22 protein-coding genes are annotated in these 22,876 nt (G+C 63.0%); 9 read left to right on the top strand and 13 right to left on the bottom strand.

Features of this window, described 5'->3' with window-relative positions; all coding sequences use genetic code 11:
• Positions 1-7: 7 nt before the first annotated feature.
• Both der and NKH99_RS27510 read right to left on the bottom strand, forming a co-directional pair.
• A complete protein-coding gene (der, locus tag NKH99_RS27515) occupies positions 8-1,441 on the bottom strand; it encodes a ribosome biogenesis GTPase Der (protein WP_353016751.1) in 1,434 nt (477 codons plus the stop codon).
• A gap of 65 nt (positions 1,442-1,506) precedes the next feature.
• Positions 1,507-2,172, bottom strand: a complete 666-nt coding sequence (locus tag NKH99_RS27510; RefSeq protein WP_353016748.1) for a tetratricopeptide repeat protein — start codon at positions 2,170-2,172, stop codon at positions 1,507-1,509.
• 206 nt (positions 2,173-2,378) lie between these two features.
• On the opposite strand from NKH99_RS27510, the gene NKH99_RS27505 reads away from it, so the two are divergent.
• Complete coding sequence (locus NKH99_RS27505) at positions 2,379-3,371, top strand: polysaccharide deacetylase family protein (RefSeq protein WP_353016765.1); 993 nt, start codon at positions 2,379-2,381, stop codon at positions 3,369-3,371.
• 27 nt (positions 3,372-3,398) lie between these two features.
• Here NKH99_RS27505 and sbmA read toward each other — a convergent pair whose 3' ends face one another.
• From sbmA to NKH99_RS27490, 3 genes are all read right to left on the bottom strand, one after another.
• Positions 3,399-4,676, bottom strand: a complete 1,278-nt coding sequence (sbmA, locus tag NKH99_RS27500; RefSeq protein ID WP_352449943.1) for a peptide antibiotic transporter SbmA — start codon at positions 4,674-4,676, stop codon at positions 3,399-3,401.
• 116 nt (positions 4,677-4,792) lie between these two features.
• Complete coding sequence (locus tag NKH99_RS27495) at positions 4,793-5,947, bottom strand: YbfB/YjiJ family MFS transporter (RefSeq protein WP_353016745.1); 1,155 nt, start codon at positions 5,945-5,947, stop codon at positions 4,793-4,795.
• 113 nt (positions 5,948-6,060) lie between these two features.
• Positions 6,061-6,270, bottom strand: a complete 210-nt coding sequence (locus NKH99_RS27490) for a hypothetical protein (RefSeq protein ID WP_352473371.1) — start codon at positions 6,268-6,270, stop codon at positions 6,061-6,063.
• Positions 6,271-6,367: 97 nt separating this feature from the next.
• Here NKH99_RS27490 and NKH99_RS27485 point away from each other — a divergent pair, with 97 nt between their 5' ends.
• The 3 genes from NKH99_RS27485 to NKH99_RS27475 all read left to right on the top strand — a co-directional run bounded on the left by NKH99_RS27485 (position 6,368) and on the right by NKH99_RS27475 (position 9,033).
• The gene (locus NKH99_RS27485) at positions 6,368-7,282 is read left to right on the top strand and encodes a LysR substrate-binding domain-containing protein (RefSeq protein ID WP_353016742.1); all 915 of its coding nucleotides are present in this window, start codon (positions 6,368-6,370) and stop codon (positions 7,280-7,282) included.
• Between the two features lie 80 nt (positions 7,283-7,362).
• A complete protein-coding gene (locus NKH99_RS27480; protein ID WP_352969398.1) occupies positions 7,363-8,619 on the top strand; it encodes an aminopeptidase in 1,257 nt (418 codons plus the stop codon).
• Between the two features lie 57 nt (positions 8,620-8,676).
• Entirely contained in the window at positions 8,677-9,033 is a 357-nt protein-coding gene (locus NKH99_RS27475; protein WP_353016740.1) for a DUF488 domain-containing protein, read from the top strand.
• A gap of 321 nt (positions 9,034-9,354) precedes the next feature.
• Here the strand turns inward: NKH99_RS27475 and NKH99_RS27470 are convergent, their stop codons facing one another.
• From NKH99_RS27470 to NKH99_RS27435, 8 genes are all read right to left on the bottom strand, one after another.
• Positions 9,355-9,708, bottom strand: a complete 354-nt coding sequence (locus tag NKH99_RS27470; RefSeq protein WP_352821810.1) for an ArsC family reductase — start codon at positions 9,706-9,708, stop codon at positions 9,355-9,357.
• Between the two features lie 297 nt (positions 9,709-10,005).
• Positions 10,006-11,433 (bottom strand): aldehyde dehydrogenase family protein, encoded by a 1,428-nt coding sequence (locus NKH99_RS27465; RefSeq protein ID WP_353016737.1) that lies wholly within the window; start codon positions 11,431-11,433, stop codon positions 10,006-10,008.
• A 34-nt stretch (positions 11,434-11,467) separates the two neighbouring features.
• Positions 11,468-12,553, bottom strand: a complete 1,086-nt coding sequence (locus NKH99_RS27460) for an ABC transporter ATP-binding protein (RefSeq protein WP_353016734.1) — start codon at positions 12,551-12,553, stop codon at positions 11,468-11,470.
• Positions 12,543-13,151: a cupin domain-containing protein gene (locus NKH99_RS27455; RefSeq protein WP_353016731.1), complete on the bottom strand. Its 609-nt coding sequence runs from the start codon at positions 13,149-13,151 to the stop codon at positions 12,543-12,545. The genes NKH99_RS27460 and NKH99_RS27455 overlap by 11 nt, the downstream gene beginning before the upstream one ends.
• Positions 13,152-13,356: 205 nt before the next feature.
• Complete coding sequence (locus NKH99_RS27450) at positions 13,357-14,427, bottom strand: ABC transporter substrate-binding protein (RefSeq protein ID WP_353016729.1); 1,071 nt, start codon at positions 14,425-14,427, stop codon at positions 13,357-13,359.
• Positions 14,412-15,290, bottom strand: coding sequence for an ABC transporter permease (locus NKH99_RS27445; RefSeq protein WP_353016726.1), 879 nt, complete (start codon positions 15,288-15,290; stop codon positions 14,412-14,414). Before NKH99_RS27445 ends, NKH99_RS27450 begins: the two co-directional genes overlap by 16 nt.
• Positions 15,287-16,174 carry an ABC transporter permease gene (locus tag NKH99_RS27440; protein ID WP_353016723.1) on the bottom strand — a complete coding sequence of 296 codons (888 nt, stop codon included), beginning with the start codon at positions 16,172-16,174 and terminating at the stop codon, positions 15,287-15,289. The genes NKH99_RS27445 and NKH99_RS27440 overlap by 4 nt, the downstream gene beginning before the upstream one ends.
• A gap of 84 nt (positions 16,175-16,258) precedes the next feature.
• Positions 16,259-17,542: an NAD(P)/FAD-dependent oxidoreductase gene (locus NKH99_RS27435; RefSeq protein ID WP_502900110.1), complete on the bottom strand. Its 1,284-nt coding sequence runs from the start codon at positions 17,540-17,542 to the stop codon at positions 16,259-16,261.
• 225 nt (positions 17,543-17,767) lie between these two features.
• On the opposite strand from NKH99_RS27435, the gene NKH99_RS27430 reads away from it, so the two are divergent.
• From NKH99_RS27430 to NKH99_RS27410, 5 genes are all read left to right on the top strand, one after another.
• The gene (locus NKH99_RS27430; protein ID WP_353016717.1) at positions 17,768-18,925 is read left to right on the top strand and encodes a fumarylacetoacetate hydrolase family protein; all 1,158 of its coding nucleotides are present in this window, start codon (positions 17,768-17,770) and stop codon (positions 18,923-18,925) included.
• 78 nt (positions 18,926-19,003) lie between these two features.
• On the top strand, positions 19,004-19,798 hold the full coding sequence (locus tag NKH99_RS27425; protein WP_353016714.1) for an SDR family oxidoreductase: 795 nt from the start codon (positions 19,004-19,006) through the stop codon (positions 19,796-19,798).
• Positions 19,799-20,048: 250 nt separating this feature from the next.
• The gene (locus NKH99_RS27420; RefSeq protein WP_352473388.1) at positions 20,049-20,981 is read left to right on the top strand and encodes a substrate-binding domain-containing protein; all 933 of its coding nucleotides are present in this window, start codon (positions 20,049-20,051) and stop codon (positions 20,979-20,981) included.
• Positions 20,982-21,088: 107 nt separating this feature from the next.
• Positions 21,089-22,075: an ABC transporter permease gene (locus NKH99_RS27415; protein WP_352821826.1), complete on the top strand. Its 987-nt coding sequence runs from the start codon at positions 21,089-21,091 to the stop codon at positions 22,073-22,075.
• Between the two features lie 3 nt (positions 22,076-22,078).
• Positions 22,079-22,873 (top strand): ATP-binding cassette domain-containing protein, encoded by a 795-nt coding sequence (locus tag NKH99_RS27410; RefSeq protein WP_023674040.1) that lies wholly within the window; start codon positions 22,079-22,081, stop codon positions 22,871-22,873.
• The last annotated feature ends 3 nt before the right edge of the window (positions 22,874-22,876 follow it).

The following is a 22,876-nucleotide window of genomic DNA, read 5'->3' as shown; positions in this document are numbered from 1 at the left end:
CAGAGGTTCAGTGGCGCTTCTTTGCCTTGCCGGCGAAAGGATTGTCCGAGGTGCGCAAGGCGATGCGGATCGGCACGCCGGGCATGTCGAAAGCCTCGCGCAGGCTGTTCGAGAGATAGCGGACGTAGGATTGCGGCATCGCATCCGGCCGTGAGCAGGAGACGACGAAGCCCGGCGGCCGCGTCTTGGCCTGCGTGACATATTTGATCTTCAGCCGACGCCCGGCGACAGCGGGCGGCGGATGATGCGCCAGGATGCCTTCCAGCCAGCGGTTGAGCTTGCCGGTCGACACACGGCTGTTCCAAACTCGATGCGTCCGGATGACGGCATCCATCAGCTTGTCGAGGCCACGCCCGGTCTCGGCCGACACCGGCACCGCCTGCATGCCGCGCGCCTGCGGCAGCAGCCGCTCGGTTTTTTCGCGCAGCTCGGCCAGCAGCTCCTGGGGATGGTCGACAAGATCCCATTTGTTGAAGGCGATCACCGGGGCACGGCCCTCGCGGATGATCAGATCGGCGATCTGCAGATCCTGCTTCTCGAAGGGAATGGTGGCGTCGAGCACGATGATGACGATCTCGGCAAAGCGGATGGCGCGCAAGCCGTCCTGCACCGACATCACTTCGAGCTTTTCGTGGATCCTGGCCTTGCGGCGCATGCCGGCGGTGTCGAACAATTTTAAACGGCGGCCATGCCAGTCCCAGTCGACCGAAATGGAATCGCGAGTGATGCCGGCCTCAGGGCCGGTCAACAGCCGCTCCTCGCCGATCAGCGCGTTGATCAGCGTCGACTTGCCGGCGTTGGGGCGGCCGACGACGGCGATGCGCATCGGCTTGGTGTCGTCATAGCTCGGCTCGGCGTCCGGGTCGGTGATGTCCTCGCCGATCAGTACCTCGCTGGCGGCGACCTCATCCTCGCCGGCCTCTTCGTCCTCGCCGAAGGCGCGCGCCTCGCCAAGTGCCACGATCACCGCGTCGCGCAAATCGGGCAGGCCCTGGCCGTGTTCGGCCGAGACCGGGATCGGTTCGCCAAGGCCGAGCTCCCAGGCCTCCAGCATGCCGCCCTGGGCGCCGCGCGCCTCAGCCTTGTTGGCAACGACGACAACCGGCTTGCCGGACTTGCGCACGATCTCGGCGAACGTCTTGTCGTCGGGCATCAGCCCGGACTTGGCATCGATCGTAAAAAAGATCAGGTCGGCCTCGCGGATGGCGATCTCGGTCTGGGCGCGCATGCGGCCGGGCAGCGTCGAGGCAGCCGCATCCTCGAAGCCGGCGGTGTCGATGACGTCGAAATGCAGGTCGTAGAGCTTTGCGGCATGGACGCGGCGATCGCGTGTGACGCCGGGCGTATCGTCGACAAGCGCCAGCTTCCTTCCCACCAGCCGATTGAAAAGGGTCGATTTGCCGACGTTAGGCCGGCCGATGATGGCGACTTTGAAGGTCATCCGACCCTACATCTGCTATGCATGTCGTTATCCCAAAACCGCTGCGCACTTTTGGGCGACATGCATTACGACACGCCGCCCGAGCCGCGGATCAGCTCGGACATCAAAGTCGCCCGCTCGCGTGTGTTGCGCGGGGCGCCGTCGTCCGCGGCGATCTGGTCGAACAGCTTCAATGCATCCGCCGCCTTGCCTTCCTTCCAGGCGGCAAGGCCAAGCGCCTCGCGCGCCGTATGGCGCAGCGTGTTGGTGTCGGCGGTGAGCGCCTCGACGCGGCTGGAGACATCGGCGAAAGAGCCGTGATCGACCAGAAGCAGCGCTGCCCTGAGGCGCGCCATGTCGCGAATGCCGGAGGGGATCTTGGTGTCGGCGGCGACCTCGTCGAAATCCTTGACGGCGGCGTCGACGTCGCCCTTGTCCGCCTTGACGGTTGCCGCGCGCATGCGGGCGAGCAGCGGATAGGCGCCGTAGCCGTCCTTCTCCAACGCCTCCAGAGCGGCAAGCGCCTCGTCGTTCTTGCCGTCATTGGCAAGCTTCAGCGCCTGCGAGAAGGCATCGCCGGAGCGGTTGGCGCGGGTCTCGTCCCAATAGCGGTAGCCGACGAAAGCAGCAGTGCCGAGCACCACCAGCACGGCCAGCACGAGCAAGGCGGGACCGAAACGGTCCCACAGCGCATGCGCCTGGTCGCGACGAATCTCTTCGTTGACTTCGCGGATAAAACTGTCGTCCGACATGGATCAAAACCATTTCCTGCCCCGGGCGGGGCGGTTGATGAGCCCGCGTTTTAGCGAAATTTTGCCGGCATGGAAGGGGTTCGGCAGGAAAATCGCCTATTCACGAGGCAGTCGCCGTCAACGGCGGCCGTACAGGTCGATCCTACCCGTGCCATATTTCATCGGTAGGCGTCGCTTCTACATTCCCTAAATCAAGTCAGATGCCTTTGCCCCGTTTGTCCCGCGTTATTGCGTTTTCCATTGCCGTGTTTGCTGCCGGCGCGGCTTTTGCCGACCCGCCGGCGCCGCCGGCAAAACCGAAGCAGATCGTCATTATCTCATTCGACAGCGCCCGCGACATTTCGCAGTGGCAGCGCAGCCGGGCGCTGGCCGAGCGCACAGGTGCGCACTTCACCTATTTTGTCTCCTGCGTGTTCCTGCTGTCGCCCGAGACACGCAAGGAATACACCGCGCCCGGCAAGACGGAAGGCAAATCGAACATCGGCTTTGCCGCCTCCAAACAGGAAGTCGCCGAGCGGCTCGAGCAGATCAACCTCGCCGCCTCGGAAGGCCACGACATCGGCAGCCATGGCTGCGGTCATTTCGACGGCAAGGACTGGAGCAAGGCCGACTGGCTGAGCGAGTTCGGCTCGTTCAAGCATATTCTCCAAAACGCCTATTCGATCAACGGCATTGCTCCTGAACCGAAGGGCTGGCGCGATTTTGCCCGCAAATCGGTGGTCGGGTTTCGCGCGCCTTATCTGTCGGCAAACAAGGCGCTCTACGAGGCGCTGCCCGCGGCCGGTTTCCTGCTCGACGCAAGCGGCGTTTCGCGTGGGCCGGTTGAGCCACCGACCGTCAACGGCATCACGCGCTTTTCGCTGCCGCAGATCCCGGAAGGGCCGAGCTCAAGGCGGGTGATCGCCATGGATTACAATCTCTATGTCAGACATTCCGGCGGCTTCGAGCGGCCGAGCATGGCGGAAGAGTTCGCTGACCGGACCTATAACGCGTTCCGCGCCGCCTTCGATGCGCAATACCAGGGCAAGCGCATTCCGCTTGAGCTCGGCTTCCACTTCACGCTGATGAATGACGGCGCCTACTGGAACGCGCTGGAACGCTTTGCCGGCGAGGTCTGCATCAAAGCGGACGTCGAGTGCATCAGTTTTCACGATTATGTTTCGCGGCGAGGCGAAAGGCAGGCGGCGGTGGGCGGCTGAGCCGCAAGCGCCCGCCGCCCGCCAGTCTTAGCTTGCCGGCTGGTCCTCAGGACGCAGCCCGGCTTGCTCACGTTCCAGATAGTGCTGATCGATCACCGGCAGCGGCTCGCCCTTGATCGTGGCTTCGAACGCTCGCAGCCGCTTGTGGACTGACAAGAGCTCAACGATCGTTGACCAGGAATTAACAAGATATTGGAACGAGCTGGTCACTTGGCTGAACGCGGAATTGACCTGGTTGACGAGACCCAACGTCAAGGTTCCGGCGACCAACGAAGGAGTCATCAAAAAAAGAGGGAATATGGTATTTAGTTGCAAGTAGAGATAGCGGACCACATTGAAATAGACGTAGTGGAAATAGAGCCGGAAGTAGTTCTGGCGCACATTTCCGAACAATTCGGAAACGGTCGGCGGCTGCGCTCGGGACTGATCGTCCTCACCATAAACAAGTTCCTTGCGGTAAGCGGCTTCGACGCGCTGGTTGCGAAACTGCAAGCCGGGCAGCTTTATGCCGGCGGTGGCAATGCATACCGTCCCAAACATCGCCCAGAAGATCGCAGCCAAAACCAACGGCTGCGGCACCTGACCGATGAAAGGCAATGCCGTAATGTGCTTTGAGTAGGCAAGCAAAATCGGCATGAAGGCGATCAAAGTCATTATCGAATCAATAAAGCTGGTCCCAAGATCTTCCATGATCTTTGAAAAGCGCATCGTGTCTTCCTGCACGCGCTGGGAAGCTCCCTCGATGCTCCGCACCCTAGGCCAATAGGACATGTAGTAGTCGTTCATCGCTGTCCGCCAGCGAAACACCCAATGGCTGACAAAGAAATTTGTCAGAACGTAAACAGTAACAGCCACCAGAGCGATGCCGAGGAAAGTTATTAACTGCGCATAAACATCATACTCTGTCGCCTTCACACTTTTGCTCACAATGCCCTGGATCAGATCCCAGAACGGCCCGTACCAGGCATTGATCGCTACACTCACCTGAACCTGAAAATAGGTCGTGAACAAGATCAGCGAACTGCCAAGGATCGACCAGCGGTCCCACGGGTGCGGGGAATACCAATGCCAGAAGGCGTAAAAGAGCAGCACACCAAGTGTAAAATAGATGTAGAACCAAAGGAACGGAGGCGACCAGAAAACGGAAACGCCAATGATCGGCGCCGCGTCCGCTGCAGGGAGGGGAAATCCGACCAAAGCGCCTAGCTGGTCGCCGCCGAGAAACCACACGGCCACCATGACCGCACTCCAGACGGCGGCCGAGGTGAAAAAGAGCTTCGGCTGCGGAAAAAACGATACGAACACTGTGGCGAAATCCTCGGTCGGCGCAAATCAGCGGCGTTGGTCAGCGGGCATAAAGTCACACATTAGTGGGAAAGAAAATGCCCGTGCCCGATGCCCGCAACCGAGCAAGACCATAATCATGGCGATTTTGGCGCAGCCGACCAGGCGATCGCGCCGGAAGCGAGCAGGACGGCGGCCGCCACGATCGAGGCAAGGAAAAAGTTGCCCGAGGCCTGCGCGAGCAGCCCGGCGACGATCGGGCCGATGATCTGGCCAAGGCCGAAGGCGGCCGTCATCAGCGCCAGCATCCGGCGTGGTGCTTGCGGAGCAAGCTGCCTGCCGGCCTGCAGGCCAAGCGCGGTGATGGCGATGAAGGTGCCGCCGACAAGAAGGCCGCCGAGCAGCGGCCCGGTGCGCCCGCCCATGACGACACTGGCGCTGACGCCGACCACCTCGACCAGGCACCCCAGGGCATAGGTGGCATAGAGCCCGATCCTGGCCGTAAGCTTCTGCCACAGCCAGACCGAGGGGGAACCGGCAAGGCCGGTGACCATCCAGACCACGGCCTCGAAGACGCGGCCGCCGCCGCCCTGGCGGACGATGGCGACCAGGAACGTTGCCGTGACGATGTAGCCGAAGCCGAACAGGCCGTAGGCGACGATGATCTTCACCAGCGACCGGTGCTTCGGCAAGGCCGGCTCGCTCCCGGTGGTGCTGTTCGCGGCCGAGGTGCCGCCGGCCAGCAAGGCGACGGCGGCAAAGCCGCAGGCAGAAATCACCGCCGACCACAGCCAGCCCGCCGCCCAGCCCGCATGTTCGGTGACGAGGAGCGCCAATAGCGCCGAGGACGCCGCGATGCCGAGGCCGACACCGCCGAAATACAGCGCCTGCAGGTCGTTTCGACCGGCCGCGGCGAGATGACCGAAAACGATGCTGGTCATGAAGACCAGGACAAAGGCGCTTGCAACGCCGGCAAGAAAGCGGATGAGGAGAAAGCCGGGCATGGTACCGGTCAGGCCCATCAGGCCGGCGAGGATCGCGGTGGCGGCAAGGCCGGCCAGCATCAGCTGGCGCTCGCGGCCTTGCGCCCAGCCGCCGGTGGCGGCAAGCGCGCCGACGAGGTAGCCGAGATAATTGGCCGATGCGATCCAGCCGGCATCGGCCGGCGACAGGCCGAGCTCTTCCATCATGCCGGGCAGGATCGGCGTATAGACGAAACGGCCGATGCCCATGGCGACGGCCAGGGCGATCATGCCGGCGATTGCCAGGCGCAAGGGCGAAGCGATGTTCATCGCGGTGCACCATAGGTGCGCCTGCCGGCGAGACAATCCGCCTTTTATTGGGCCAGAAGGGCTGCGCAGCCGCGTCGGCGGCCGGCTCACCTGAAGTGCCAGCAAGTCCTTGTTCAGCCGCAGCAGGTCCTTGGCGGGGCCGTCTCGAAGCGGGTACGACGCGCGGTCAGCCTGAACGGCATGTCGGCGAGTTCGCGCTCCGACATGGTGTCGAGCACCGGATGCGACAGCGGATCGGTCACCCAATTGATGGCCTCGCTGTCATGCCGGTGCGGCTGCGTTCCGATCGGGGAAAAGGCGCCGAGCCATGATAAAATCTTCATCGGATTTGCCTCCTCACTCTGCGTAACCCACTTAGAATCTGCCGTTCGTTAGCGTCTGGCAATTGAGATTTCCGCCGCTCCAGTTTAGAAAAACTGTATGGCTACTCTGAACCGCGTCCATCTCAACGGCTTGCGCGCCGTGGAAACCGTTGCCCGCCTGGGCTCGCTTGCGGCGGCGGCCAGCGAGCTCAACGTCTCGGTCAGCGCCGTCAGCCAGCAGATCAACCGGACAGAAAAGCAGCTCGGCCGGGCGCTGTTCGAACGAACGCCAGCTGGCCTGGTGGCGACCGAATTCGGCACCGTCTTTAGCGTGCGGCTCAGCGCAGGCTTCCGCGAACTCGCACAGGCGGTGGCGCTTGCCGACGAAAGCTCGGAGTGCACGCTGGTGGTTTCGGTGGCGCCGGCTTTCGCCTCGAAATGGCTGCTGCCGCGGCTGTCGCGGCATTTTGCCCGCCATCCGAACGTGCTCCTGCGCATCGATGCCTCGGTGCGGCTTGCCGATCTCGATCGTTCGGACATCGACGTCGCCATCCGGCTCGGCGACGGCAAATGGCCGGGCGGGCGGGCCGAATTGCTGCTGGCGCAGGAGGTGTTTCCGGTCTGCGCACCGGTGATCGCCAGCAAGCTGAAATCGATCGAGGACCTTGCTTTGACCTGTGCGATCACGGACGAAAGGTCGATGATCAGTTGGGAGAGCTGGTTCGAAGCGGCCGGAGTGGAGCCGGTCACCTTCATGAAGGGCGCGCGCTTCACCGATCCGATGCTGTGCCTGGAATCGGCGATTGCCGGTCACGGCGTCATGCTCGGCTGGCAGTTGCTGGCCGCCGACGCACTGGCCGACGGACGTCTCGTCGCGCGGTTCGGCATACGCGCCCAGAGCGGGCTCGGCTATTGGCTGGTGACCTCGGCCAGCAAGAGCGAAAGCCGCAAGGTCAGGGATTTCAAGACCTGGATGCGCGAAGAGATCGAGGCGACGATGGCGCAGTTCAGGTCGCTCGAGAGCGCCAGCTGAGCCTGCCAGCACATCACGGTGGAAAGGTCGGCAGCGCCGGTCTATGTAAGAAACAGTCCCCAATCACGGCAGGCAGGATCATGACCACACATTCGCGCGGCGTTTCCGCAAGCATCGACCCGGTGAAGCTCGACAGGCTGGCGGAGGTCGCCGTCAAGGTCGGGCTGCAACTGCAGCCGGGGCAGGATCTGGTGCTGACCTCGTCTATTGCCGCGCTGCCTTTGACGCGGCGGATCGTCGAGCACGCCTACAAGGCAGGTGCCGGCCTGGTGACGCCGATCTTCAACGACGATGAGATCACGCTCGCGCGCTTCCGCTACGGCGCCGACGCCGGTTTCGACCGCGCCGCCGGCTGGCTCTACGAAGGCATGGCAAAAGCCTTCGCCAACAATGCGGCGAGGCTCGCCGTGCGCGGCGAGGATCCGTCGCTGCTTTCTTCTCAGGACCCGGCAAAGGTAGCGCGTGCCAACAAGGCGAATTCGATGGCCTACCAGCCGGCGCTGGAGAAGATCACCGGCTTCGACATCAACTGGAACATCGTCGCCTATCCCGATCAGGCCTGGGCCAAGCAGGTATTCCCGGACGACGCCGACGACGTCGCGGTGGCCAAGCTTGCCGACGCCATCTTTGCCGCCTCGCGGGTGGATGTCGAAGACCCGATCGGCAACTGGACGGCGCACAATGCGGCGTTGAAGAGCCGCACCGAATGGCTGAACGGCCACAATTTCCACGCGCTTCATTTCACCGGCCCCGGCACCGACCTGACCGTCGGGCTGGCCGACGGCCACGAGTGGATGGGCGGCGCCTCGACCGCCAAGAACGGCATCACCTGCAACCCCAACATCCCGACCGAAGAGGTTTTCACCACGCCGCATGCAAGGCGAGTCGAAGGCCATGTCACCAGCACCAAGCCGCTGTCCTATCAGGGTACCCTGATCGACGGCATTGCGGTGCGTTTCGAGGCGGGCCGCATTGTCGAGGCCAAGGCCACGAAGGGCGAGGATGTGCTGCAAAAGGTGCTCGACACCGACGAAGGCTCGCGCCGTCTCGGCGAGGTGGCGCTGGTGCCGCATTCCTCGCCGATCGCCAAGAGCGGGCTGCTGTTTTTCAACACGCTGTTCGACGAGAACGCCGCCTGCCACATCGCGCTCGGCCAGTGCTATTCGAAGTGCTTCGTCGACGGCGCCTCGCTCAGCCAGGACGAGATCGCGGCGCGCGGCGGCAACAAGAGTTTCATCCACATCGACTGGATGATCGGCTCGGACAAGATCGACATAGACGGCGTCCATAAGGACGGCAGCCGCGTGCCGGTGATGTGCAAGGGCGAGTGGGTTTAGGCCCGGGATCTCTAAACGAAGGCCAGCAAGCAGCGGCGCCTGCTGGCCCATGCGGAGTTGGCAATGGGGCTCGCGGTAAAGCGCATCTATGAGCCGCCGGCGCCCGATGACGGGCAGCGGGTGCTCGTCGACCGCATATGGCCTCGCGGCGTCCGCAAAGAGGACGCGGCGCTGACGTTATGGCTAAAGGACATCGCGCCAAGCAATGGGTTGCGCAAATGGTTCGGCCATGAGCCGGCGCGCTATGCGGAGTTCCAGCGGCGATACCGCGATGAGCTCGACCGGAACGGCGAGGCGGTGGCGGAACTACGTGCCTTGCTCCGTGAAGGCAAGGTGACGCTGCTCTACGGCGCCCATGACGAGGCGCACAACAATGCGGTGGCACTGGCGAGCTATTTACGTGGGATCAATTAGTCACGCCGGCGGGACAGCCCCCCTCTGGCCTGCCGGCCATCTCCCCCACTTGGGAGTGTTTGGACCGGAGACATCGCGAACAGGTGTGCGAGGACATCGCGAACAGTTTGGCGCGCTTTGCGCCGGGAGGTTCCGGATGCCATTCGAGGACACGAGCGCGATGTCTCCGGTCCAAACAGGGGGGAGATCGGATGTCGCCGGCTTTCGCCAATCTCCAAGGTCGCAGTGGCGAGCGGAGCGCCTAAGCTGCCAATCTCCACCCTTGTGGGGGAGATGTCCGGCAGGACAGAGGGGCGCGCGACGGATCATGGCGGGTCGGTTCTATTTCCCACTCACCGCCTGCTGATAAACATCAGGCTTGAAGCCAACGAGAACCCTGTCGCCAAGTTCCAGCACCGGACGCTTGATCATCGTCGGTTTGGCCAGCATAAGCGCCTTGGCCTTGTTCTCGTCCAAGCCCAGTCTGTCCTCCTCCGACAGTTCACGGAACGTTGTGCTCGCCTTGTTGAGCAGGATTTCCCAGCCGACCTTGCCTGACCAGCCGTTCAGCCGATCCGCTTCAAGCCCGTCTGCCCTGTAGTCGTGAAAGCGATAGGCAACATCATGGCTCGCCAGCCAGGAACGCGCCTTCTTGACCGTATCGCAATTGGTAATGCCGTACATGGTGATCGTCAAAACGGATCCTCGGACCGGTCGATTCTAGCGGCACCGTAAAACCGCGCCTCTGACTTTTCCAGCGGCCTCGCCGGCCGTCGGCGATTTTCACGCTTGCCACGAGGAGATGGGCTTTCACGACGGCTGGGGCACGGTGGCGGATCAGTTGGCCGGCTATCTCAAGACGATCTGAGGCGACCCTGCTTCGCACTCACATTGTGGCCACGGAGCCGTCGTGGCCGTTCAACCGAACGCCGGTGCCGAGGCACCAACGCTCGCAACAAACTTGACGGTTGGCGTAATGCCAATGTTGAACGCTCAGGCGCCGTAGCCGATGATGCCCTTGATCTCGAGGAAGTCGTGGATGGCCCAGTCGGCGTATTCGCGGCCGTTGCCGGACTGCTTGTAGCCGCCGAAGGGCGCGAACGTGTCCCATTCCGGATAGTTGATCGAGACCTGCCCGGCGCGTAGCCGGCTGGCAATCTTGCGGGCGTGGTCGATATCCCCGGACTGCACATAGGCAGCCAGGCCATAGACGGTGTCGTTGGCGATCTTCACCGCATCATCATCGTCATCGTAGGAGATGACCGACAGGACCGGCCCGAAAATCTCCTCCTTCTCGATGGTCATGCCAGGCCTGACGTGGCCGAAAACGGTCGGTCGCACATAATAGCCACGGTTGAGGTGTTCCGGCCGGCCGGGGCCGCCGGTGACCAGCGTCGCACCCTCGGCGATACCGGCCTCGATCAACCGCTGGATCTTGTCGAACTGGACGTTGCTGACCACCGGCCCGAGCTTCGTCTCCTCCGAGCGCGGGTCGCCGACCTTGTACCGTTCGGCGGCCTTCCTGGCGATCGTCAGCGCCTCGTCGTGACGGGCGGCCGGTACCAGCATGCGGGTCGGCGCATCGCAAGACTGGCCGCTATTGCCGAAGCAGGCGTTGACACCCTTGCGCACCGCCGTCTCGAAGTCAGCGTCGGGCAGCACGATGTTGGCCGATTTGCCGCCCAGCTCCTGCGCGACACGCTTGACGGTCTCGGCCGCCGTCTTGGCGACGATGATGCCGGCCCGGGTCGACCCGGTGAACGAGACCATGTCTACGTCGGGATGGCCAGCCATGACCTGGCCGACATCCGGACCAGTGCCATTCACCATATTGTAGACGCCCTTCGGCGTGCCGGCGGCGTCCATCACCTCGGAAAAGATGATGCCGCTGATCGGCGCGATTTCGGAAGGCTTTAAAACGACGGTGCAGCCGGCGGCGATGGCCGGCGCCACCTTGCAGGCTATCTGGTTGAGCGGCCAGTTCCACGGTGTAATCAGCGCGCAGACGCCGATCGGCTCCTTGACCACCATGGTGGTGCCGCGCTTCTCGCTGAATTCGTAATCCTCCAGCGCCTTGATAGTGGCTTCCATATGCGCCCTGCCCGCCCAGGCCTGCGCCTCGCGCGCCCACCTGATCGGCGCGCCCATTTCCTGGCTGACCGCCTGGGCGATGTCCTCGTAGCGCTCATTGTAGACTTCGAGGATACGCTTCAGCAGCTTCAGGCGCTCGGCCTTGGTCGTTTGCGAAAAGGCCGGGAATGCCGCCTTGGCTGCAGCCACGGCCTTGTCGACATCGGCTTTCGAGCCGACCGAGATTTTGGTGTAGGCCTCTTCAGTGGACGGATCGATCACATCCAGCGTTGCCGGAACCACGGGGCCGACCCATTTGCCGCCGATGAAAAAATTGAGATGATTGCTCATGGGCCGTGCTCCGGTTTTCTGGAAATGAGTGAGACTAGCTAGGCAGCATAGGGCAGTTGGCACCACGGCGCAGGCTGATATGCGCCACGTCGCCGACGCTGAATTGAAAACCCTCTGTCCGGCGCGGCGCGTCGATCACCACCTGTGTCCCCTGCCCCAACTCTGCATGAAGGCGCAAGGTGCGGCCGTGAAAGACGATGCTGTTCACCCGCACCGGTACAGTGCCGGCCGTGGCCTCGGTCGTCGCCAAAAGATCCTCCGGACGCACGCCGATGGTGCGCACCGTGCCCTCGCCAGGCAGTTCGCCCGTCTCCGAAACCGCTTCCAGCGGCAGGGCGCCGGCGGCGAACCGCAAGCGCTCGCCATCGCGGCCGACAAAGCGCGACTGCAGAAGGTTCATGGTGCCGATGAAGCTGGCGACGAATTTGGTGGCGGGCCGGTCGTAAAGGGTCGCCGGCGGCGCAATCTGCTCTATGCGGCCCTTGTTCATGACGACGATGCGGTCTGAGATCGACAGCGCCTCGGTCTGGTCGTGCGTGACCATGACGAAAGTGGTGCCAAGCCGTGACTGCAGCCGCTTCAGTTCGACCTGCATCTGCTCGCGCAGATGCGCGTCGAGCGCCGACAGCGGCTCGTCGAGCAGCAGCACACGCGGCTCGCAGACGATGGCGCGGGCAAGTGCGACGCGCTGGCGCTGGCCACCCGACAATTCGGACACGCGGGCGCCGAGCTTCTCGGCAAGGCCGACCATGTCGAGCGCTGCGCCGACGCGCTTTGTCTGTTCGGCACCGGAGAGCTTGCGCAGCGACAGACCGAAGCCGACATTTTCGGCAACGTTCATGTGTGGGAACAGCGCGTAGTCCTGGAACACGGTATTGACAGGACGGTCGAAGGGCCTGAGCGCCGTGATGTCGCGGCCTTCGAGCAGGACCTTGCCGTTCGACGGGCTCTCGAAGCCGGCGATGACACGCAGGCTGGTGGTCTTGCCGCAGCCGGACGGTCCGAGCAAGGTCAGGAACTCGCCGCGGGCAATGTCAAGATCGACGGCGTCGAGCCCGACGATGCCGCCGGGGAATATCTTGGAGACCTTGTCCAGCCGGACGAGCGGATCAGGCGCCATCGCGAACCTCGGACGGTTTGGTCGTGTTGACCCACAGGATCTGGCAGCGCTCGCTGCCCGGATTGCGGAAGGCATGCAGCAACGTGCTCTTGAAGGCGAAGCTGTCGCCGGCCTTCAGCCCGTATCTGGTCGAATCGACCACCAGCTCGACCTCGCCCGACAGGACGAAGCCGAATTCATGGCCGGCATGGGAGTAAGCTTCGGCGGTGCCGCCACCGGCGTCAACGGTCACCAGCATGCCGGTCAGCGTGGCGGCAGGCGGCGACAGCAGCGCCTTGGCGATGCCTTCCGACTTGACCGGGATCTGACGCCGGCTGTTGGCGCGCACACAATAGAGATCGTTGCCGACATCCTTGCCGTCAGCGATCAGCGCTGACGGCTCTATATCGAGGGCGGCGGCAAGCGGCCAGATCACGCGGACCCGCAATGACGACATGCCGCGCTCGATCTGGCTTAGCGCACCTATCGAGACACCTGCCTTGGCGGCAAGTTCGGCCAGCGAGAGATTGCGCTCCAGCCTGAGCGCTCGCACGCGCCGGCCGACCCTGACGTCGGCGTCGTCCTTCGGCTTCTCAGCCGCTTCGTCCAGCATGTCCATTCGTTCGTCCTTGTTACAGTATTTTTGGCCGGCGCCGCGCGGTCTTCCCTTCTCTCCTTGTGGGAGAAGGTGGCCGAGCGAAGCTCGGTCGGATGAGGGGTGTTCCAGAAAACACCAACGCCTCATTCCTTCCAACACCCCTCAACCGTCTTGGCGCTGCGCGCCAATCCACCTTCTCCCACAAGGGGAGAAGGCAAGAGCGAACTCAGCCGCCTGCCTTGACCTTCTCGAACATCTTGGCGAGTTCGTCATTCTGCTTCATCGGTCCGGTGAAGATCGTGGTCTTCAGCATCACCTCGGGATCGGAAGGCAGCTGCAGTTTCTCCAACTCCTCCTTCGGCACAGCGGCGAAAGCCGAGCTGGTCGAGCTGCCATAGCCGTAGGCCTGGATCAGATACTTTCCGGAATCCGTTTCCAGCCGGCTGTTGATGAAGTCATAAGCAAGATCGACGTTCTTGGCGTCCTTGAGCATGACGAAGCCGCAAGCCCAGGTCAGCATGCCTTCCTTCGGCTTCATGAACTCTACAGGCACGCCCTGCTTCTTCAGCGAGGTGGCCGAGGCGTTCCAGGTCATGGCCGCGACCAGCTGGCCGCTCGCCAGTGCCTGTTCGACCGAGGTCATGTCGGTGGTGTAGTTCGAGAGCAGCGGGCGCTGCTCGCGCAGTTTCTCCGCCACCTTGTCCATCTGTTCCGATGTCATGTCGAATGGATTGACGCCGGCCAGAAGGGCCGCCACCACCGGTGTGTCGTGGACGGCATCGATGGTCGCCATGCGCCCGGCATACTGCTTGTCCCAGAGCAGGTTCCAACTGGCTTCGGGGTTCTTCACCAGATCAGTGCGGTAGAGGATCGAGGTATTGCCCCAGTCCCACGGCACCATCCAGACCTTGCCGTCGCCGGCCTGCAGGTCGGGCAGGTTCTTGAAGACCGGGAAGATCGAATCCCAGTTTTTGATGCGCTTGGTGTCGATCGGCTGCAGCAGGCCTTCCTTGTTCCAGCGCGCCACCTTGTCATAGCAAGGGTGCGCGACATCGGGGCGGAAGCCGGCCTTGACCTTGGTGAAGGCGTCATCGTCGTCGCCGAACATCGAGGCTTCGACACCATCGGGGTGCGCGGCGAGGAAGCTCTTGTTGAAGTCGGGCAGTTCATAGCCCGACCAGGTGAAATATTGCAGCTTGTCGCCGGCAAAGGCGGCAGTCGATGCAAGCGCCAGCGCGAAGGCAGCCAGTCCGGTTTTCGCTGTCTTTGCCGTTATCGATTTCAGGTCGAATGCCATTGCAGTTCTCCTCTTTCAGTTTCTTCTGGTTTTGACAGGCTGGCGGGCGCTGGCCGCCGGGTGGCGGCAAGCCCGCGATGGCGCAGGATTTCGGCGAGTGCGGCGATGACGAACGACACGGCCAGGATCGCCGTGCCGAGCGCCATGACGGTCGGCAGCGATTTCGGGAAGCGCAGCTGGCTCCAGATATAAAGCGGCAGCGTCGGCTCGGTGCCGGCAAGGAAGAAGGCGACGATGAACTCGTCGAACGAGGTCAGGAAGGCCAGCATGAACGCCGAAATAATGGCGGGCAGGCTGAGCGGCAGCATCACCCGTCTGAAGGTCGTCCAGTCCGAGGCGCCGAGGTCGAGCGCTGCCTCACGGATGGTCTTCGGGATGGCGGCGAAGCGGCTGCGCATGACCACCACCGTCGTCGGCAGCGCCACCAATACGTGGCCGAGCACAATGGCAATGCGCGACGGCCCGAGACCGGCGAGATTGACCAGGATCAACAGCGAGATGCCGACGATGACGCCGGGGATCAGGATCGGCAGCCGCGCAATGGCACTGATCGTGGCGGCCAGCGGCGAGCGACCGTAGAGGTCCATATAGGACACGGTGATGCCGCAGAGTGTTGCGCCGGTGGCGGCAATGGCGCCGATGACGAGGCTGGTGGCAAGCGCACCGGACAGCGCCGAATTGCCGTAAAGTGTGCCGTACCACTCCAGCGTGAAGCCTTGCAGCGGAAATGCCGCCTGGATCGAATTGTTGAATGAAAACAGCGGGATCAGCAGTATCGGCAGATACAGGAACACCAGATAGGCAAGGACATAGACACCCAGCCAGCCGCCGCCTTGCTTTGCGTCCAGGCGCGCCGTGTTCATGTGCGGCTGCCGTATCGGCGGTCGGCGAAGCGCACCACCAGCACCACGGCGAGAATGACCAGCATGACGGCGACGGCGAGTGCAGCGCCGAACGGCCAGTCATTGGCCTTGCCGAACTCGGCCTGGATCAGTGTGCCGATCATTGTACTGGCAGGGCCGCCGACCAGCGCCGGCGTCACATAATCGCCGACGGTCGGCACGAAGACGACGAGAGCAGCCGCCAGCACGCCCGGCATCGAATTGGGCAGCACGATGCGACGGAAGCTGGTGAACGGTTTTGCGCCGAGATCGGAAGCAGCTTCGAGCAGCGATTTCGGGATCGTGTCCAGCGCCACATAGATGGGCAGGATCGCGAACGGCGCATAAGCGTGGGCAAGCGTGACGACGACCGCTGCCGGCGTATTAAGGAAGGCCAATGTCGGCTCCGACCAGATGCCGCTTTCGATCAGCGCCGAGTTCAGCACGCCATTATAGGCAAGCACGATCTTCCAGGCGAAGACGCGCAGGAGATAGCTGGTCCAGAACGGCAGGGTCAGCAGGAACAACAGCAGCCCGCGCCGCCGCCCGGCATGGAAAGCCAGATAGTAGGCAACGGGATAGGCGGTGACGACGGTTGCCAGCGTCACCAGGCCGGCGATACCCAGCGAGCGCAGCGTCACCGTCCAGTACAGCGGATCGGTGGCCACAGTGACGAAATTCGCAAGGGTGAAACCAGCCCCCAGCAGCGAGCCGTCATTGCCGCGAAAGGCGAGAAAGAACACCAGGCCAAGGGCGAAAAGGATCAGCAAGAAGGTGACCAGCCCGCCGGGCAGCAGCATGGCGAAGCGGAAGGCCGGCGAAGACCGGGTTTCCGGCAGCAACTGCGTTACGACGATGGTCGACATCGGCTGTCCATCGAAATTTGAAATCGATTAAGCTTTTTTCATATTTGTGAAATTGTCAAGCTATTTCATGCTTGGGCATGAACGTCAGCGTTCGAACGCGTCCAGCATCCGGTACCAGGCGATCGTCGCGGCGACGCCGACCTGCCGAAACGCATGAAACGGAATCGGCCGGATCGGCGAGACCGGGAACGGCAATTGCCTGGTGTCGCCGCTCGACAGGTAGGAGGCGATGCGCTCGCCAAGCGCGGTCATCAGGCCGATGCCGCGGCCCTGGCAACCGACGACCGCCAGCAGACCCTTCTCTGGCTCGTGGATATGCGGGAGATGGTCCGGCGTCATTGCCACCCGGCCGAACCACCGCTTTTCAATGGCAATGTCTGACAGCGCCGGATAAAGCCGCAGCAGCGCGCGCTCCAGATGCGCCCAGTCGGCCGGGCCGTTCGGCAACGCCATGCGGCCGCGTCCGCCGAGCACCAGCCGGCCATCGGCACTCTTGCGGTAATAGACGAGGATGCGGCGCGAATCCGACACTGCCTGCCCTTCCGGCAGGATAGCCGCCGCGAGATTGGACGATAGCGGTGCTGTCGCGATCTGGAAGGAATGCAGCGGGACGATCGTCTCGGCGAGGCCGGGAAGCAGGCCGCCGGTATAGGCGTTGGTCGCCAGGACAATCGCCTTGGCCTTGAGTTCGGCGCCGCTTTCTGTAGAAACGTGCCAAATGCCAGCATTCTGGCTGATCTGCATCACGTTCTGGCGTTCGGCGATTTTCACGCCCGCCGCTACAGCGACGCGCGCCAGTTCCGACGTGTAGGCGAGCGGATCGATGACACCGGCGCGGCGATCGAGCCAGCCGCCGAGATAGCCTTGCGCGCCGGTCATCGTCGCGATCTCCGTCGCGCTCAGCAGCCGGACATCGGCGCCGCGGGCGCGCCACTGCCGGTCCCGGTTCGCCGCCGCTTTCAGCGCGGTCTCGGTATGCGCGGCCTGGATCCAGCCATTGCGGACGAACGGCACCGCCAGTCTTTCGTCGCGGATCAATTCGAAGACGGTGTCAGCGGTCGAGGCGGCAAAGTTGACGAGCGCTTCGCCGCGTTCGAGACCAAAATGCTCCAGCAGCCAGTCCGGATCGTATTTCAGGCCGGGAATGACCTGACCGCCGTTCAGGCCGGATGCGCCATTGCCAATTTCGCCGGCCTCCAGCACCTGGACGGCAAGGCCGAGCCGGGCAGCGTGCAAGGCTGTCGATAGCCCCATGATACCGCCGCCGACGATAACGACATCCACGCATTGGCCGGCGGGAAAAAGCGACTGGAACGCGGTGGCTGTCCGCGGCTTCTGCCAGATTGGATCGGAAAACCGTACGGGCAAGCGTCACCTGGAGATTTCAGTAGGTGAAAACCCTAGCGACGGTTTCATTATTTTGAAAGAGCGTTTTCCGTCGCCGTTGGCGCACGTCGGGCTCGATCAAGGTCCAGCGATGTGAAGACCGCTTGAAAGAATTGACAAAGCTCGCCCTGCAAGCGGGATAGACCTTTGGCGGGAATTTGTTGAAAGTGCCGCGGCCGAAGGACAAGACAACAGGAAATGTAAGCCATGACGAACGCCACACATTTGCCCGCCGAAGGCCTCTTCGTGGGCCGCGCCCGGGCGAGCGATGCTTCCCATCCGCTGGTGGTCACGGTGCGTGACGGCACAGTCTTCGACATCACGTCAGATGTGGCACCGACCGTACGCGACGTTTGCGAATTGCCGGATCCGGCAGGGCACGTCCGCTCGGCCAAGGGGCGGCCGATCGGCCCGCTCGGTGCCATTGCCGCCAACAGTTTCGAGACAGCGCGCGATCCGGGGAAACCGTACCTGCTGTCCCCCGTCGACCTGCAGGCGATCAAAGCGTCTGGCGTCACCTTTGTCGTCAGTCTGCTCGAACGGGTGATCGAGGAGCAGGCGCGCGGTTCGGCGGAAAAGGCCGACGCCATTCGCGCCGACATCGCCGGGCTGATCGGCCACGATCTGTCGAAGCTCAAGCCCGGCTCGCCGGAAGCGATGGAGATCAAGGCCAAGCTGATAGCGCGCGGCGCCTGGTCGCAATATCTGGAAGTCGGCATCGGCCCCGATGCCGAGATCTTCACCAAGTGCCAGCCGATGGCCTCGGTCGGCTTCGGCGCCGATGTCGGCCTGCATCCGGTTTCGACATGGAACAATCCGGAGCCGGAGATCGCCATGATTGCCGCCAGCAGCGGCAGGATTGTCGGGGCGACGATCGGCAACGACGTCAATCTGCGCGACGTCGAGGGGCGCTCGGCGCTGCTGCTCGGCAAAGCCAAGGACAACAACGCTTCGGCAGCACTTGGCCCCTTTATCCGGCTGTTCGATGAGACATTTTCCATTGGCGACGTAAAACAGGCGATCGTACGCCTGAAGGTCGAGGGCGAGGATGGGTTCTCGCTGGAGGGCGCCAGTTCGATGGCCGAGATCAGCCGCTCGCCGGAAGAGTTGGTCGCCGCCGCCATGGGGCCGCATCATCAATACCCCGACGGGCTGGCGCTCTATCTCGGCACGATGTTCGTGCCGTCGAAGGATCGCGGCGAAACAGGCAAGGGCTTTACCCACAAAGTCGGCGACATCGTCACCATCTCGTCGGAGAAATTCGGCGCCTTGGTCAACCGCGTGCGGCTGTCACCCGACTGCCCACACTGGACCTACGGCGCCAGCCACCTGATGCGCGACCTCGCCAGGGCCGACCTCATCTAGTCCCCCAGCCTAACATCCGATAGATTCTAGAATTCTCTGATTGGAAATTACCTGCTCGTCGGCATTCGGGAGAGTCCATTGATCGTCGCTCTTGAGGGCAAGACCCTTGTCGTTACCGGCGGAACGCAAGGGCTTGGCGAGACCATCGCCCGGCTGGCCTCAGCCGACGGCGGCGAAGGGATCGCCATTGTCGGCCGCAATGCCGAGCGTGGCAGACGCATCGCCGAAGAGCTTTCACGACCAAGCCGGCCCGTCGTCTTCATCCAGGCCGACCTTGGAGATCCGGCCGCGCCTGCAGCTGTCATGGCGGAAGCGATCAAAAGACTCGGCCGCATCGATTGTCTGGTGAACGCCGCGGCCCTCACCGACCGGGCCTCGCTGGAAACTGGCACAATCGACGACTGGGACAGGTTGTTTTCCGTCAATGCGCGCGCGCCGTTCTTCCTCATGCAGGCGGCCGTAGCCGACATGAAGACACGGCGGGCGGCGGGGGCTATCGTCAACATACTGTCGGTGAATGCGCATTGCGGTGCGCCGGACCTTGCCATCTATTCCGCAACCAAGGGCGCGCTTTCGACGCTGACCAGAAACATTGCCAACGCGCATCTTTCCGATCGCATCCGCGTCAACGGCATCAACATGGGCTGGGTAGCGACGCCGGCCGAACAAGAGATGCAGGCGCGCACGCTGGGCAAGGGCGAAAACTGGGAAAAGATTGCCGCCGCCGGCCTGCCGCTTGGTCGATTGCTGACCATGGACGAAGTCGCCCAGCTAACGCTGTTCCTGCTCAGCGACGCCTCCGGGCTGATGACCGGGACGCTTATCGACCTGGAGCAATACGTGCTCGGCGCGCCGCCGCGCGGGATTGCATGACGGTCGCAAGGCCGATCGTCGGCCGCCTGGAAAATATCAGCCAAACTGATGCAATCTGATGGGATTGCTGATGGCGCGGTGCCTTGCGCCAACGTCCATTGGCAATCGAGGCTTGCCATCGATCAAAAAAGGGAATGCTCTAATGCGCCCAGGTCGACGCTGGCAAATGCGATCACGGCTTTGGCCGCGCACGGTTTTTGGCCGCGATCGTCGTCGGAGGAGGAGTTCGGTTCAAATGGGAGGAAATCAAATGCTGACGAGGCTAAGACTGCTTGTACTTGGCTTGGTGGTGGCCCTGGCCATTCCGGCCGCGGCACAGGCCAAGACGTTCTACTGGATTTCGCATGGCGGCCCGGCCGATCCGGTCTGGACCTACTTCCTTGCCGGCGCCAAGCAATGGGCGGCGGACACCGGCAACACCGTCAACACGTCGTTCCACAATGGCGACGTGGCGTCGCAGCAGGAGGCTGTTCGCGCCGCGATTTCCGCCAAGGCCGACGGCATCACCACGACCAGCCCTGATCCGGGCAGCCTTGTCGAGATCGCCAAGGAAGCGCGGGCGGCGAACATCCCGATCATCAACTTCAACACGCCCGACCCGAAGGCGGACTTCAACGCCTATGTCGGCGGCGACAACGTCACCTTCGGCAAACATTGGGCGCAGTATCTGGTCGACAAGGGCCTTGTGAAGAAGGGCGACTTCGTCTGGATGCCGGTCGAGATTCCCGGCGCCACCTATGGCGTCCAGGAAGAGGAAGGCATCAAGAGCGTGTTCGAGCCGCTCGGCATCACCTACGAAATCACCGAAGCGACGCTCGACCAGGCCGAAGTGATCAACCGCATGGTCGATTACCTCACTGCCAACAGGGCCAAGGTCAAGGCGGTTATCGGCCTCGGCGACCTTGTCACGGGTTCGATCAAGCGGGTGTTCGACCAGGTCGGCGTCAAGCCGGGCGAAATCCCGGTCGTCGGCTGGGGTAACTCGCTCGACACCACCCAGGAAGTGCTGAACGGCTACGTCAATGCCGCGCAATGGCAGGATCCGCAGGCGACCAGCTACGTCGCGCTCTCGCTCGCCAACATGGCGGCGAGCGGTATTCCGCCCGGCTTCGACGTGATCACCGGCGCGCTCTACGAGAAGGACACCGCGGCAGTCTACGACAAGATCCTGTCCGGCAAATAAATCCGCGATCGAGTTGGTCACGGCCGCTTCTGCGGCCGTGACCGTCTCAGCATTCCGCCGAAGCCGGTTGCGGTCGCGGCCAAATCCAATCCTATCGCGGGTCCAAGGTGGAAAATCGTTCTCTTATCCAACGCTCGATCGCGCGGCCCGAGTTCGGGCCGTTTGTGCTGCTCGTCGTCGAGATCGCCGTGTTCTGGGGCATCAACCACGACTTCCTGTCGCCGCAAAACATCTCGAACACGCTGGCCTTCACGGTCGAGCTCGGGCTGATCGCGCTGGCGATGACGCTGTTGATGACATCAGGCGAATTCGATCTCTCGGTCGGCTCGGTGTTCGGTTTCTCGCCGGTCCTGATGTGGACGTTGTTCAACAGCGGCGTCGCCTCGCTGGAAGCCGCCTTCGTCATTGCGCTGGTGATCGCTGCGTTCATTGGACTGGTCAATGGCTGGTTCGTGACGCAGCTCAAGATCCCGTCCTTCCTGGTGACGCTGGGCATGCTGCTGGTGGTGCGCGGCACCGCTTTGTTCGTCACCAACGGGTTTCCGCAGCGGACCTGGAGCGCCGAGGGCAGCTGGCTGGCGGAAGCGCTGGTCGGCGATTTCTTCATCGGGCCGTTCCGTATCTACATGTCGCTGTTCTGGTTCATCGCCGCCGCAATCGCGCTCGGTTACGTGCTGACGCAGAGCCGGACAGGCAACTGGATCCAGGCAGCCGGCGGCAACCCGAGTGCTGCAAGGGCGCGCGGCGTCAATGTCAGCGGTGTCAAGATCGGCCTGTTCATCCTGTCGTCGATCCTGGCCTCGCTTGCCGGCGTCATCTCCTCGCTGCGCACCTCGGCGGCCAACCCCAACAGTGGCACCGGCTACGAGCTCGAAGTCATCGCCATGGTGGTGATCGGCGGCACGGCGCTGACAGGCGGGCGCGGCACAATCATCGGCACGGTGCTCGGTATCCTGATCCTGCGCGTGATGCGCAACGGCATCGTGCTGATCGGTGTGCCGGGCCTTGCCTATAATATTTTCATCGGCGCCATCATCCTCGGCATGATGGCGCTCCATTCATGGCTGGAACGCCGGCATCAGGCAGGGACTTGAACCATGGCCGAACCGCTTGTCCGAATGGAAAATATCCGCAAGTCCTATGGCCGCGTGCAGGCGCTGGTTGATGCCAATTTCCATGTCAACGAAAGGGAGATCGTCGGCCTGCTCGGCGACAACGGCGCCGGCAAGTCGACGCTGATCAAGGTGCTGTCGGGCGCGGTCCCGCTGACCAGCGGCGACATCTTCATCCGCGGCAAGAAGGTGAATTTGCGCAGTACCAGCGACGCCATCGCGCATGGCATCGAGACGATCTACCAGGATTCGGCGCTGGTGACGCAGCTGTCGATCGCCCGCAACCTGTTTCTCGGGCGCGAGCCGATCAAGCCGCCGCGCTTCCTCAATCGGATGGACCAGGAGGCAATGAACGTGGTTGCCCGCGACCTGCTCAAGCAGGTCGGCATCTCGAAGAACATCCCGCCGACGACGCCGATCGGCTCGCTCTCCGGTGGCGAGCGGCAGGCGGTGGCGATTGCGCGCGCCATGCATTTCGACAGCGACCTCATCATCCTCGACGAGCCGACCAACAATCTCGGCGTCGCCGAAACGCAAGGCGTGCTGAGCTTCGTGCGCAGCGCCCGCGATTCCGGCCATTCGTGCATCTTCATCGCCCACAACATCCATCATGTCTTCCAGGTGGTCGACCGCATCGTCGTCATGCGCCGCGGCAAGGTGGTCGCCGACGATATCGACCCGAAGAAGACCAGCGTCGCCGAAGTCGAACGCGTCATCACCGGCATGTCGGACAAGGAGATCCATGACGCGCTGGTCGAGGGCACGCAACGGCCCGGCTGAGCA

This window comes from Mesorhizobium sp. M0854 (assembly GCF_040319815.1).
Lineage (GTDB): Bacteria > Pseudomonadota > Alphaproteobacteria > Rhizobiales > Rhizobiaceae > Mesorhizobium.
This window is presented reverse-complemented; position numbering and strand designations above follow the sequence as displayed.